We start from the raw sequence: 12,573 nt of genomic DNA, 5'->3' as shown, positions 1-12,573 counted from the left end.
TTGCTGTTGTTGTGATGTGCAGAAGACCCCGTGTTGGCGTGGGGTGTTTTTATGTACCAGTGGGTCTGCAAAAGCTACCACTGGGTATTTTGCGAGTATGTCTCGGTGTGTCGCATCCGTGCAAGGGTAAATTCGGCCAGTCCCTGCAGGGCTCAGGAACCGCTTCTCTCAGGTGCTGCTCCAGCCGATGAGCTGCTGCTGAAGCTGCTTGACGGTCATGAATGATTAAAATACCTTCTGGTCTCAAAATAATACCTACGAGTACATTTGTTTTGAGCTCGTGCTTAGGGCGAGGCGCGTGAGATGCGGAGGGCGGATATGGGCACGGGTGTTCGGGATAGAGGTATCGCAGTCGTGGGGAACGGTGTTGAGGCGCTTCTATATGCGTATGTCCTGCAGCGGTTTGGGTTTGATGCGGACGTGTTTTTGGATGACTTGGACTTTCCTCAATTCGCCTCCAATGAGTTGGTTTCAACGTGGCTCGGTCTGTATCAATCAGCAGATGCTTCCAAGATCGCTTGGCAGGGCATCGCCGAGTTTCGGGACATGGCACTTGATCTCGGGGCAGCAGTGATTTCTTCCCCATCGGGGACAATGATTTTCGAGCGTCGACCTGATCACGTAGATGCGCTGGAGGCGTTTGCCGACAATCGCCGGGCGAATGGGTTAGTGGTCAGGTTTTCGACCCGGGTCGCCCACCTTGATGTCCCTCCCTTTACCTTGGCGGTCGCCAGATTCGATCAGGATATTTCGGTCTCGCCCAAACGGCTGGCCACGCAACTTATTGAAACCATCCTCAATCGAGGCGGAAGGGTGTTCAAGGGACGTTCACTCGCCGACCTGCGCCCGGCGAGAGGGCATCATGAGGCTGACATCAACGATGAGGTTCTCGGATACGCGACAGTGCTGGAGTGTTTAGAGGCAAAGGGGGATAAGTCAGCGGATGCGTCAAGTTATGGCCAGGATGCCTGGTTGCCTGTGACAGGTCGGTACCTGTCTTTTGAGCGTGCTTCACACATTCTGACCAAGACAAGGGCCTCAACTGCAAACCGGCTGGTGTCTGCCATCTTTGATCCGATTCGTGGATTTTTCGCCAAGGAAGGAAATGGCAGGCGAGTCTCATGGCCAGGAGCCGAGGCGCATTCACACGATCCGGAGGTCACTACTGTCGGCCCGCACCAAGACATTTTTCATGCCGTAACTGGCGCTCGGGAATTTGCAGAGAGTCTCCGTCCTTACGCTCATCTCGGGCGCATCCAGGTGCCAGCCTGTGCTGGAACTGCTCTGGTAGAGCCGCCCCAATCCATACCCTGGATCATCTGAAATCATGCAACTGTGTACGGGGCTTTGATGCCCGGTCGCAACAGAGTGTTGATAATGACATACCGATTGGTCAGTTAAAAAGACTGACTGGCTGGACAGTTGTTTTGGGCTCGGATACCATCATTAGACGCCGGGCCGCGCGCTTGGCTTTGATCCATTCACCAGGAATTCAGCATGAACGAGACGCCTAAGTACTGGAGCAGCGCTGTCAGCGATGTCCAAGACAACACTGTGTACATCCGTGGCTATGATCTGGGCGACCTGATTGGCAAGCTAAGCTTCGCTGACGCCACCTACCTGTTGATTCGCGGCAAGCTGCCTACGGTTGGCCAAGCCAAGATGGTCGAAGGGGTTCTGTGTTCTGTTCTGGACTATTCCCTGCGTAAGCCAGGGACTACCGCTGCGCGCTTCTGCGTATCAAGCAATCCCAGCATGGTTGCTGGCCTGGCGACCGCCGTTCTGTCTGCAGGTGAGTACTCGTTGGCGCCGGATCAGACGGGCATTTTCCTGAATGCAACCCTTGCTGCTGCCAAGCAAGCGGCATCCCTGGATGAGGCTGCTGCGAGCCTCGTCGAGGGAATGAGAGCTCGTAAGGAGCGAGTTCCAGGTCTCGGTCACCCAGCTTTTAAGTACACCGATCCTCGTGCTCAGCAATTGAAACAGCTGGCAATCGAGACGGGTGTTTGGGGAGAAATCTGTGAGTGGTACGAAGCAGTGCACAAAGCGTTCACTACCCAGGCCAACAAGCCAGAGATCGTCATCAACGAAGTCGGGATGATGGGCGCGATCCTGGCACAGATGGGGTTCACTCCTGCCGAGATGACAGGTCTGGCGGTGATCTCGACCATGCCTGGTGTGATCGCTCACATTTCCGAAGAGATGCAGAGCAAAGTCCGTATTCGTATTATCCCGGATGATCAGGTTGATTACGCGCGTGAGCGCCGCAGCTTTGCTGAAGATTTTGCCCAGGCTAAATCGAACTGAAAAAAAGCGCGACGGGAGTCGCGCTTCTTCCGCTTTGCTGGCGGTTACTTCAGGTAGCCGCCCGACATCAAGTCGCAGTAGTAATCGGCGATCTGCTCAGGGGTATGAGACCCCTGTTCGTTGAACCAGGTGTGCAGCCAGTTGCACATGCCCATGAAGCCCGTGATCGCGATGTGAGGAGGAATGTCTTTGAATTTCTTCTCGTCGATGCCACGCTGGTAAATGACCTCAATCTTGGCGTCGTACTCGCGCTTGCGCTTGCGCATCAGTAGGCGCTGCTCGGACTCCAGCTCGCTTTCGTCTCTGAAATAGATAGCTGTCCAGTCCTTCTTCTTCATCACGTGAAGGGCATGGCTGTGAAGGATGCGGTGAAGCGCATCTTCAGTGGAAAGCTCCTGAGTCAGGATTTCGTCGATGGTTGCCTCGTAGCTCTCATGCATCCTGTTGAAAATCTGCCACAGGATCTCGTTCTTATTCTTAAAGTAGTAGTAGACAACAGATTTGGTGTAACCCAGCTGTGCGGCAACATCGGTAATGGTAATTGCTCGAAATCCCTTCTCAGCGAAGAGGGATGCTGCGGACGACAGAATTTCGTCTTGGACGTAGGCTTGCTTTTTCTGTTTGAGTTGATCGCGCAGATCTAGATTCATGGGTTACACCAAATAGTTTTTAAGCAGTACGCGTCTCGATCATTGAGGATGCAGACGCACGAATAAAGTCAGGTATCTCTATGGCCTTGCGCTTTTCGAGTTCGAAATAGACAGAGGTCATGGCGATTTCTGCACAGAGCTGGTCTTTATTGTTGTAAAGGGAGTGGTGGGACACCATCGACGTGCGGCCAACCTTGTCGATCGTGCTCTTGATATAAAAAGTCGATCCAACGTGCAATTCAGATCGAAAATCGATTTCGTAATGAACATCTGCCCAACCCTGTTTGCGGCTGAACCGCCACTCGGTGTCGTAGCCAAGGTGTTCTGCCAAGTGCCAGAAGGCCTGGTCAAAGGACGCGACGTAGTGCTGCACATTCATGTGGCCCATGGCGTCGGTCTGCGCAGGATATACAACCCCTCTAAACGTGATCATCGGTACTCCTGCTTCCTAGGGCTGTATTCAGCCTGTACCAAGCCTCTGATTGGACAGAGCCTGGCAATTGTCTTTTTTTTGTACCGTCAAGTCAATTTTGCCTTCGTATGGGTCAGCCAGGCGGTACAGCCGTTCGATTAAAAGTGCCGCCTGGTTGGTAGGCGGCAAGCGATCGGTCAAGCGCGTGGCAAGACTGCAACGCCATCTACTTCAATCCGGATGCGACCGTCATACAGGCCGTTCACCTTGAGCAACGTGTTGGCCGGCGGGCAGTCCATGTTCACGAAGCGGTTACGCACAGCCTTGAAGGTTGCGAGGGTCTCTGGATTCACGTCGGTCAGGTACGTGTTCATGCGTACCAGGGCCTCGAAGCCCACCCCTGCCGCCTGAAGAGTGCCGCGCAGGTTCTCGAAAACCGCTACGACCTGTGCTTCGAAGTCGCCTTCGATCACCTCGCCGTCACTGTCAACGGGGGCGTGGCCGGTGATGAAGAGCAGATCCCCGTCGGTGACCCGGATTGACATCGATACGCCTGGGTAACCGGGCCCTGCATTTATAGCTTGGATCATGACGACACCTTTCAATGGTTGACAGACCGTACAGTCAGGCAAAAAATCTGACTTATCGGTATTAATTCTAAACCTGAGAGTCTTGCTACGCAAGGTGAAGCCCATGGTTGGGAGCTTGACGGCGAATTTTTCGGGCGATGTCTGACCTGTGGGTCTATTGACATGCTTACCAATTCAAGCATACTGACTGGGCGGTCTAATTTTTATTACGATTGGTCTTTTTTCTGGGCTGACCCGTTACAGGCGCTAAAAAGCACGCGGGGAGCGCCCTGGTTGTGATGCCAGGGGCAGGTCGAGACCGTTCGAGATGCCAAACCTGCTGATTTCTGTTGAGGAGCACTGATGACCATCGCATGCCTAACCTTCGATTTTGATGGCGTCGCCATCTGGATGAGTACCTTCAAGCAGGTTTCTCCGACGCCTCTGTCTCGGGGTGAGTTTGGAGCTGAAGTCGGCATTCCCCGTCTTCTGGAGGTTCTGGAGCGTTGCGAAGTCCCCGCGACCTTCTTCGTGCCGGCTCACACTGCTTCCTCCTACCCTGAGCAGATGAAGCGCATTGTGGCGGCCGGTCATGAGATTGGGTGCCACGGCTATCTTCACGAATCGCCTGTGGGGCTGCCGATCGAAGAAGAGCGACGCCTCCTGACCCAAAGCCTTGAGGTGCTGGAAAAGGTCACGGGCGTGCGTCCGATCGGCTACCGCTCGCCCGCGTGGGATCTGAGCGACAACACCATTGATCTGCTCGAAGAGTTCGGACTCATCTACGACAGCAGCCTGATGTCAAATGATTTCAACACTTTCTATGCTCGGAAAAACGACGTACTCACCGAAGAGCAATTCACGCACGGCGAGCAGAGTCAGGTACTTGAGTTTCCGGTTGCCTGGGAGCTTGACGACTACCCGTACTTCCAGTTCTCCCCGCGTCCGTTAAATACCGGATTGCGGCTGGCTGAAGATGTCTACAAGGCATGGTCTGCCGAGTTCGATTATGCCCATAAGGTCGATGGCGTATTTACGCTGACGTGCCACCCGGAAATCATCGGGCGTGGCCCGCGCATCGAGATGCTTGAAAGGTTGATCAAGCACATGCAACAACCTGGCGTGCAATTCATGACCATGGGTGCCGCTGCGAAAAATATCAAGAGCACTGCTCTTTAATCTGGAGAAATACAATGAATAGTGCAGTTGAACCGAAGAGCCTGACCGGTATTGGCCAAAACGCCTTGTACTTCGATCAATTGGAAGTTGGCCAGGAATGGAACTCGCCACGCCGTACCATCACTGAAGCCGACATCGTCATGTTCGCCGCGCTGACCGGCGACCATAACCCCGTTCACACAGACGAAGAATTCGCGAAAACCACCGTCTTCGGTGGCCGCATCCTGCACGGCCCGGCTGGCTTTGCCATCGCTACTGGTCTGGAAAGCCGCCTGGGCATCAAGGAAGGCACTGCAATCGCTTTCCTGGGCATGACCTGGGATCTGCGTGGCCCAATAAAGATTGGCGACACCATCCATGTGAATCAGAAGGTCGGCTCCAAGCGTGAGACGAAAAAGCCAGGTGTGGGTATCGTCAACTTCCAAGTTTCTCTCGTCAACCAGCGCGGCGAGTCGGTGCAGGAAGGCGAGTGGAAGGTGATGATGCACTGTAAGCCTGCCTAACACGCATCTATGGCTCGGCACTAACGTTCTCTGAGGTTTTGTCATGATAGTTAGCGGTATTCAGGCTTTCTCCGGTAGCGATGTGGTAAGAGTCGCTCTTCGTTTTGAAAACGAGGCTCTCAGCTACGAGGCGTTAGTGCGCGAGGTCAACCAGACGGTATCGCGTTTGGTGAGTGTGGGCGTTGGGCGAAATACCCCAGTAGGCGTGTACTGCGAAAATAGCAGCGCGACCATGATTCTGTATTACGCAGTGTCGAAAATCGGCGGTACCTTTATCCCGCTCAATGCTGTGCTGACCCCTGCGGAGGCGGCCTATATCATCGATCACGCGCAGATCAAACATCTATTTGTCGATGAGCTGCTGGCATCGGCAGCGTTGGATGCGGTCGGCGAACGTGACTGCACCATTTTTGATACCCGTGGTTTCCTCCAGAAAGCGTCGGTTGAGGCGCAGCTGGAGGCATCCGAGATCAATCCGGATTTCCTCATTGTTTACACCTCTGGCTCCACGGGGGTTCCCAAAGCTGTTCGCTACACCCAGGCCGCAGAGTTTGCGGGAAACCGTTCCTTGATCGAGCTCTGGGGGGTAACGCCCGAAGATAAGGTGTTGGTGGCTCTGCCGTTGGGCTTCCTCTATGGACTCTCAACCGCAGCGTCGATGGCCTTGCAGGCCGGCGCAGAAGTGATTTTGCTCCGTAAATTCCGTCCAGCGGATGTGTTGAATGCCATCGTGAATCACCGTGTGACGGTGTTCCATGGTGTCCCAACCATGTTCAGCATGATGCTCGAATATGCCGAGCAAAATGATCTGCAGTTCGATTTATCCTTCATGCGGCTCTTCATCTCTGCTGGTGCACCTCTGCCGAAGGAACTCAAGGATCGCTTCGCTCGGCGGTTCAACAAGCGAATCGAAGATTACTACGCGCTGACTGAGGTTCGTCCGGTCTTTGGTAGCTACGCCTGTCGCCAGGTCGAATTGCCTGAAGGCTCTATCGGCCAAGCAGCGCCTGGTGTCGAGGTGAAGTTCGTCACTGCCTCTGGGCAACTGGCGGCTGATGGTGAAGAGGGCGAGGTATGGGTGAAGGCTCCCGCCACCACCAGCGGCTATTACAAGGCCGCAGATCTGACTGCATCAGCTTTCGTTGATGGCTTCTTCCGTACGGGCGATCTGGGCTACCGCGATGCGGATGGCTTCTATTACCTGACCGGTCGTATCAAGGACATCATTATCAAAGGCGGCGCGAACATCGCTCCAGCTGAGGTTGAAGACGTCATCTGTGAGCATCCAGCTGTCCAGCTGGCTTCTGTGATCGGCATCCCAGACACCAAATTTGGTGAGCAGCCGTTCGCATACTTTGTGACCACGGCTGGTAAGCAGGTCAACGCTGAAGAGTTGGCGGCTCACTGCCGAGCAAAACTTGCCGAGTTCAAAGTTCCGGTCAGCTTCATCCAACTGTCTGAAATGCCACTGGGATCCACTTCGAAGATCGACAAGAAGGCGTTGTTCAATATTTGGAAGGAAGCACAAGATGCTTGATCAGCTGAAAGTATCTGTCGCCGTTTTTGAGATCAGGCGTTATGCAGCGTTTCAAGACTTCGCTGAGCATGTTGAGTCGGTAGTCCTCGAGGCCAAGGCGGCAGGTAGCCGCGCACTGCTGCTCCCTGAATTCTTGCCAATGGGTCTGCTGTGGACGAGTCCGGACGCGGCCCGGGTCAGTAATCAGACTGTTTCGGCTTTTTACCGGGACGTCCTGACCCCGCTGTATCCCGCTTTTGTAGAGTGCTTGACCGCGCTGGCCAAGGCTCATGACATCTACATCGTCGGCGCAACCTACTGGCATGAAGAAAATGGCGAAGGCTTCAACAGTGCCTTTGTCTTCAAGCCAGACGGCTCGTTCGAACGCCAGCACAAGGTACACCTCACTCGTGGGGAGAAGGCCATCCAGACCTCGGGTGCGTCCTCGCTGAATGATGTTTTTGAGATTGATGGCGTGAAGTGCGGTGTCTTCATCTGCTACGACGTTCAATTCCCTGAGCTCACTCGTAGCTTTGCCGCCGCGGGTGCCGAAGTCATTTTCGTTCCAGCCCTGACAGAAGAGCGTGGATCCTGGCGTGAGTGGTTCAGTGCTCATGCTCGTGCGCTAGAAAACCAGGTGTATGTGTGCGTCTCGCCACTCGTCGGGGATCTGGGTATCCCCAATGACTATCCAGTGAGCTGTATGGGCAAAGCATTCGTTGCGTGCCCTATCGACAACCGGATGGGTGTGACTGATGGCACCTACGCTGAGGGCGCGTTGAACGTCGCAGGTCTGCTCAATGTTGAGCTGGATCTTTCGAGGCTTAGGCTTTCGCGCGAGAAGGGCGAAGTTCGCCACTTGCGCGATCGTCGGCCGGAGCTGTATTCGAATTTGAAATTGTAATAAGAGTTTTAAAAGAGTCTCATTTTTTGGGCTGTGCCAGCAGCCCATTTTTTTATAGCCCTGCCAAAAATAAAACGTAGTAAAGGGGTAAAAATATGAACGCTGAGATTTCCTTCGCGTCCTCTTCGCTCGCGCTAGATTTATCTCCTCAAAGCACTGTTTTGCGGTTGGATGGAGTCAGTAAGCGATTTGGCGATATCACTGTTTTAAAAGCCATCGATTTTGAGCTCAAAAGCGGTGAAGTGGTGGCACTGATCGGGCCTAGTGGTTCGGGTAAGAGTACGCTGCTGCGCTGCATCAATCAGCTTGAGCCTCCAACTGCTGGCACCGTGACAATCGGCGATCTGTCGATTGATGCTTCAGTCGGCGCTACGCGTGCTCAATTGGCAGGCCTGAACCGCAAGCTCGGTATGGTGTTCCAGTCATTCAATCTATTCCCACACATGAGCGTGCTAGAAAACGTTTCGTTGGCACAGCGGCGAGTGCTCAAGCGCAGTCGAGAAGACGCGGATGAGCGCTCCATGCAACTGTTGGAACGAGTGGGACTGGCAAGCAAGGCTGGTTTGTATCCCTCTCGATGCTCGGGTGGCCAGCAGCAACGCATCGCCATTTCCCGCGCACTCGCACTTGATCCTCAGATCATGCTTTTTGATGAGCCAACATCGGCCCTGGATCCGGAAGTGGGCCTGGAAGTGCTTGCCGTCATGCGGGAGTTGGCTGATGAAGGCATGACCATGATGGTCGTCACCCACGAGATGCGATTTGCCGAAAACGTATCGAACCGGGTTATTGTCATGGCCGACGGTGAGATCATCGAACAAGGCGAAAGCGCTCAAGTCATGAGGTCACCGCAGCACCCACGCGTTCAACAGTTTCTTTCCGCTGTGCGTGATCGCTAATGGACATGCTCACAGTGATCCAGAAACTGTGTGCGGGCTTGCCATGGACAATCGCCTTGACCCTGGTGTCTTTTATCGCCGGGGCGATTTTGGCGATTCCGCTCTGTGCACTCCGGTCGGCTCGCAACGCGCAGCTTTCCTACCTTGGCGCAACGGTGATCCTCATCGTCCGCTCCATCCCTCCCATCGTGTGGTTGTTCGCGGTGTTCTTTGCGATTGGGCAACACGTGATCCGGTTGAGCCCATTTACTGCTGCTGTGATTGGTCTGTCGATCATCACCGCTGCCAACCTGGCGGAAATCTATCGCGGGGCACTCAAAGCGGTTCCCAAAGGGCAGAGTGAGGCGAGCCATGTCATAGGGCTCTCAGCGTGGCAGCGGTACCGGTATGTCCTGGCACCTCAGGTGCTGCGTATATCGCTGCCGTCCGCCAGCTCTTATGCAATTGGTCTGCTCAAGGATACGGCGATTGCGTCGGCCATCGGCGTGGCGGATGTGGCGTTGATCGCGAACCAACTCACCCAGCAAACCTACCAGGGGCTGCAGATCTACGCTTGGGCGGCGGTGGCCTATTTCAGCCTCAGCTTCCTGATGGCCTACGTTTCACGTGCAGTCGACTCACGGCTTCGGATGAGGATTGAACGATGACAGGCACTTTCAATGACTGGGTTGAGTGGTTCCCACGGTTGTGGGACGGCTACCTCATCAGCCTACAGGTTGCTGCATTGAGCTTGATCATCGGCATTCCGCTTGGTCTCATCTGGGCCATTGGTGGCCAGGCTAAGGTAAGGTCGATCCGTTGGCTCTGTGTGATTCTGGTTGAGCTGGGTCGGGGTGGGCCAGTCTTGATCCTCCTGCAGTTCCTTTATTTCGGATTGCCCACTAGCGGGTTGACGTTATCCTCGCTGAGCGCGTCCGTGGCGGCGCTGGCTTGGAGTACGGGCGCGTATACAAGCGAGATCATTCGCGCCGGTTTGAATGCTGTCGCCGTCGGCCAACGCGAAGCCTCGCAGACCCTTGGGCTCAGCCGTGCTGATACGTTGCGCATCATCGTGATTCCGCAGGGCTTGCGGATCGCTTTACCTCCCTTGCTCGGGTTTGCCCTGTTAATCCTTCAAGCGACGTCGCTCTGTTTCACGATTGCGCTTCCTGAGCTCATCAGCGCCGCCAACGACATCGGTTCAGAGACCTTCCAATACATGTCGATCCTGAGCCTGACCGGATTGATGTACGCCTTGATTTGCATCCCGGCGACCTTGGCTGTCAACTACCTTGAGAGGCACCTTGGTAAGTACGACTGAGGCTACAGGGTGGTGTAGCAGCAGGCTATCGGTTGACATCAGCCCGGTATTTCGCTTGCCGTAGCGGCCATTGGCCATCAATCGGTCACTGGGCGCTGGGTTGACTGCTAAGCCTGCTGCCGCGCTTTGATCAAGGACGACCATCAACCAGGGATGATCTCGGTTTTGACTTTGCCAACGCTGTGCCGCGGTTTGTACATGAGCGGATCATCCCTATGTGCTGGTGAGGATGGCTGCCCAGAACGTGGCACTCCTGGAGACAGCCATGGTCGAACCGCTGCGCCGTTGCCACATCACTGACGGTGCTATTGCGGCAGCAGTAGCACGCCTGGAGTAACGCCTGCTGATGTTCTAGCTGCCAAGCATCACCGATGCCGGCGCAACCATGGCTGGAGATTTCGAAGAAGGGCTCGGCTACTTCTACCAGTCCACCAAGGAGCATCCGGATCCGGCCATTGGCCCCAAGAAATGGCGGCTCAGCAGGACAGAACAAAGTTAGCGCCCAAGTCAGACGTCGTTCACTTCATTTTGATGTCGATCGGAATCATAAATGTTGACATTAATGATTTCGATCGACATCAAAAATACACGGCTCAAAGCCGCAGTGACATTTCATGAGCTGCTGGGAGCCTGCGCTTGATTCAGATCTGGGCGAGTGCACATGCCTTTGTATCAATTGCGTTGGTCAACGTGACCGATTAAAGCCTTCACTACCTGGGTGGGGATTTATGAGTCAACCATCTGCAATAGTGTTTGGCGTAGGTACGACCCGAGGCGTGGGGGGAGGCGGTCTGTAAGCGTTTTACCCAAGAGGGGTATCACGTCATGATCCGGGATTGCGAATGCCCACCCAGAGCATGGCACGCGAGTATGGGCCTAAGGGTAATCATGTCGCCGATGCTGTGATCGATGGCGGCATCCTGGGTGACCGACTGCGCAATGCTGCCCCGGCCATGGTGGAGGCTCATGGATCAGATGGGTTGTCGGGATATGAAGCAATAGCTGAGAACTATTAGATGTTGCACCGGCAGTTACGCTCCGCGTGGACTCAGAACTCGATAACAGGCCGTATAAGGAAAACTGGTAGTTTTCTGTGTCGATATGGCGCAAAAATTAGCGACCTGTAGTTCGTTTTTCTACTCGATGAGAAGTGTCGGCGAGTAATTGGAATTTATATGAAAGCCTTGACTTTTAAACGCTATGGGAAGTCTCCTGATATTGGATTCACGGAAGTTGCTAAGCCATCGATCAAATCGGACGAGCTTCTGATTGAAGTTTATGCGGTGGGGCTGAATCCGATTGATAACATGATGCCTACCGGTATATTTAAAGAAGTACTGAAGTTCGAAGTGCCGGCCACCCTGGGCAGCGACGTTGCAGGTGTCGTTGTCAGTGTGGGCAGTGCCGTGACGAAATTCAAGGTTGGCGACGAAGTGTTTGCCAGTGTATTCGACCTGGGTGCGGGAACCCTTGCTGACTTTGCGGCTGTACCTGAGTTTGCAGCTGCCCATAAGCTAGAGCGCCTAAGTTTCGTCCAAGCAGCTTCTGTACCTATGGTTGGCCTGACTTCATGGCAAGCCTTGAGAGAGCGCGCCAATCTGGTAGCGGGTCAGAAGATATTCATACCCGCAGGCTCAGGTGGTATTGGGACTTTCGCTATTCAGCTTGCTAAGTATGTAGGGGCTTGGGTCGCAACAACTACCAGTGCTGTAAATGCTGGTCTGGTACGTAGCTTGGGGGCTGATGAAGTAATAGATGACAGATCACAAAAATTCGAAAATGTTCTGACGTCTTATGATCTGGTTCTTGGTACAGTCAGGGGCGATGAACTTGATCGTTCTATTGGTATTATCAGTGCTGGTGGAAAGATCGTCTCCCTCGTTGGCCCATTGGACAGCGCTTTCGCTGAGAAGCGTGGGATGAGCTTCATTTTTAACATCATATTTTCTTTGATGGGTTGGAAGACTAAGAGGCCTGCCAGGAAGCGCGGGGTAAGTTATTCATTCCTATTTGTTCGCCCCGACGGTGTTCGGCTCAAAGAGATAGCTACCATTATCAGGGCTGGTTCGATTAAGCCGGTAATTGACCAGGTATTTGCTTTCGAGGACGTTAAGGAAGCGCTAACGTATCTCGCCCAGGGACGAGCGAAAGGCAAGGTTGTTGTACAGATGAAGTGAGTAAAGGTGAGCGGTTTCTTCAGGGTGTCGTCAGCCTGCGCAGGAGGGGGATCGCATCTTACTCCCGACTCGATAAGATGTGGACAAAGGGAAGTTAAAACTGACCGGTATGGTTGAAGTTTAGTTTGTGTAGGTCTTGATCAGGCGCCTTGTCTTG

The 12,573-nt window shown here is 54.1% G+C and carries 13 protein-coding genes; 10 read left to right on the top strand and 3 right to left on the bottom strand.

Annotated elements, in window-relative coordinates:
• Positions 1-318: 318 nt before the first annotated feature.
• Together ABRP30_RS18550 and ABRP30_RS18545 are read left to right on the top strand one after the other, a co-directional pair.
• Positions 319-1,323 (top strand): FAD-dependent oxidoreductase, encoded by a 1,005-nt coding sequence (locus tag ABRP30_RS18550; protein WP_349975142.1) that lies wholly within the window; start codon positions 319-321, stop codon positions 1,321-1,323.
• A gap of 174 nt (positions 1,324-1,497) precedes the next feature.
• Positions 1,498-2,307, top strand: a complete 810-nt coding sequence (locus ABRP30_RS18545; protein ID WP_349975141.1) for a citryl-CoA lyase — start codon at positions 1,498-1,500, stop codon at positions 2,305-2,307.
• 44 nt (positions 2,308-2,351) lie between these two features.
• Here ABRP30_RS18545 and ABRP30_RS18540 read toward each other — a convergent pair whose 3' ends face one another.
• The 3 genes from ABRP30_RS18540 to ABRP30_RS18530 all read right to left on the bottom strand — a co-directional run bounded on the left by ABRP30_RS18540 (position 2,352) and on the right by ABRP30_RS18530 (position 3,914).
• Positions 2,352-2,957: a TetR/AcrR family transcriptional regulator gene (locus tag ABRP30_RS18540; RefSeq protein ID WP_349975140.1), complete on the bottom strand. Its 606-nt coding sequence runs from the start codon at positions 2,955-2,957 to the stop codon at positions 2,352-2,354.
• Between the two features lie 19 nt (positions 2,958-2,976).
• Entirely contained in the window at positions 2,977-3,390 is a 414-nt protein-coding gene (locus ABRP30_RS18535; RefSeq protein WP_349975139.1) for an acyl-CoA thioesterase, read from the bottom strand.
• Between the two features lie 176 nt (positions 3,391-3,566).
• Positions 3,567-3,914 (bottom strand): RidA family protein, encoded by a 348-nt coding sequence (locus tag ABRP30_RS18530; protein WP_349975138.1) that lies wholly within the window; start codon positions 3,912-3,914, stop codon positions 3,567-3,569.
• A gap of 387 nt (positions 3,915-4,301) precedes the next feature.
• On the opposite strand from ABRP30_RS18530, the gene ABRP30_RS18525 reads away from it, so the two are divergent.
• From ABRP30_RS18525 to ABRP30_RS18490, 8 genes are all read left to right on the top strand, one after another.
• The gene (locus ABRP30_RS18525) at positions 4,302-5,117 is read left to right on the top strand and encodes a polysaccharide deacetylase (RefSeq protein WP_349975137.1); all 816 of its coding nucleotides are present in this window, start codon (positions 4,302-4,304) and stop codon (positions 5,115-5,117) included.
• 14 nt (positions 5,118-5,131) lie between these two features.
• Entirely contained in the window at positions 5,132-5,620 is a 489-nt protein-coding gene (locus ABRP30_RS18520; RefSeq protein ID WP_349975136.1) for a MaoC/PaaZ C-terminal domain-containing protein, read from the top strand.
• Positions 5,621-5,663: 43 nt separating this feature from the next.
• Complete coding sequence (locus ABRP30_RS18515; protein WP_349975135.1) at positions 5,664-7,157, top strand: class I adenylate-forming enzyme family protein; 1,494 nt, start codon at positions 5,664-5,666, stop codon at positions 7,155-7,157.
• Entirely contained in the window at positions 7,150-8,040 is an 891-nt protein-coding gene (locus ABRP30_RS18510; protein ID WP_349975134.1) for a nitrilase-related carbon-nitrogen hydrolase, read from the top strand. Before ABRP30_RS18515 ends, ABRP30_RS18510 begins: the two co-directional genes overlap by 8 nt.
• Positions 8,041-8,135: 95 nt before the next feature.
• Positions 8,136-8,939 carry an amino acid ABC transporter ATP-binding protein gene (locus ABRP30_RS18505; RefSeq protein WP_349975133.1) on the top strand — a complete coding sequence of 268 codons (804 nt, stop codon included), beginning with the start codon at positions 8,136-8,138 and terminating at the stop codon, positions 8,937-8,939.
• 5 nt (positions 8,940-8,944) lie between these two features.
• Positions 8,945-9,586, top strand: coding sequence for an amino acid ABC transporter permease (locus ABRP30_RS18500; protein WP_349975176.1), 642 nt, complete (start codon positions 8,945-8,947; stop codon positions 9,584-9,586).
• The gene (locus tag ABRP30_RS18495) at positions 9,583-10,239 is read left to right on the top strand and encodes an amino acid ABC transporter permease (RefSeq protein ID WP_349975132.1); all 657 of its coding nucleotides are present in this window, start codon (positions 9,583-9,585) and stop codon (positions 10,237-10,239) included. Before ABRP30_RS18500 ends, ABRP30_RS18495 begins: the two co-directional genes overlap by 4 nt.
• Before the next feature lie 1,175 nt (positions 10,240-11,414).
• Positions 11,415-12,416, top strand: coding sequence for an NADP-dependent oxidoreductase (locus ABRP30_RS18490; RefSeq protein WP_349975131.1), 1,002 nt, complete (start codon positions 11,415-11,417; stop codon positions 12,414-12,416).
• Positions 12,417-12,573 lie beyond the last annotated feature (157 nt).

The organism is Pseudomonas sp. WHRI 8519 (assembly GCF_040224055.2).
GTDB lineage: Bacteria > Pseudomonadota > Gammaproteobacteria > Pseudomonadales > Pseudomonadaceae > Aquipseudomonas > Aquipseudomonas putida_X.
Note: the sequence above shows the minus strand (reverse complement) of the source record. Positions and strands in the feature narration are given on the sequence as shown.

What these genes read in the sequence shown, in the direction of transcription:
- ABRP30_RS18550 (WP_349975142.1), top strand. Translation starts at nt 319, where the DNA reads ATGGGCACGGGTGTTCGGGATAGAGGTATCGCAGTCGTGGGGAACGGT.
- ABRP30_RS18545 (WP_349975141.1), top strand. Translation starts at nt 1,498, where the DNA reads ATGAACGAGACGCCTAAGTACTGGAGCAGCGCTGTCAGCGATGTCCAA.
- ABRP30_RS18540 (WP_349975140.1), bottom strand. Translation starts at nt 2,957, where the DNA reads ATGAATCTAGATCTGCGCGATCAACTCAAACAGAAAAAGCAAGCCTAC.
- ABRP30_RS18535 (WP_349975139.1), bottom strand. Translation starts at nt 3,390, where the DNA reads ATGATCACGTTTAGAGGGGTTGTATATCCTGCGCAGACCGACGCCATG.
- ABRP30_RS18530 (WP_349975138.1), bottom strand. Translation starts at nt 3,914, where the DNA reads ATGTCAATCCGGGTCACCGACGGGGATCTGCTCTTCATCACCGGCCAC.
- ABRP30_RS18525 (WP_349975137.1), top strand. Translation starts at nt 4,302, where the DNA reads ATGACCATCGCATGCCTAACCTTCGATTTTGATGGCGTCGCCATCTGG.
- ABRP30_RS18520 (WP_349975136.1), top strand. Translation starts at nt 5,132, where the DNA reads ATGAATAGTGCAGTTGAACCGAAGAGCCTGACCGGTATTGGCCAAAAC.
- ABRP30_RS18515 (WP_349975135.1), top strand. Translation starts at nt 5,664, where the DNA reads ATGATAGTTAGCGGTATTCAGGCTTTCTCCGGTAGCGATGTGGTAAGA.
- ABRP30_RS18510 (WP_349975134.1), top strand. Translation starts at nt 7,150, where the DNA reads ATGCTTGATCAGCTGAAAGTATCTGTCGCCGTTTTTGAGATCAGGCGT.
- ABRP30_RS18505 (WP_349975133.1), top strand. Translation starts at nt 8,136, where the DNA reads ATGAACGCTGAGATTTCCTTCGCGTCCTCTTCGCTCGCGCTAGATTTA.
- ABRP30_RS18500 (WP_349975176.1), top strand. Translation starts at nt 8,945, where the DNA reads ATGCTCACAGTGATCCAGAAACTGTGTGCGGGCTTGCCATGGACAATC.
- ABRP30_RS18495 (WP_349975132.1), top strand. Translation starts at nt 9,583, where the DNA reads ATGACAGGCACTTTCAATGACTGGGTTGAGTGGTTCCCACGGTTGTGG.
- ABRP30_RS18490 (WP_349975131.1), top strand. Translation starts at nt 11,415, where the DNA reads ATGAAAGCCTTGACTTTTAAACGCTATGGGAAGTCTCCTGATATTGGA.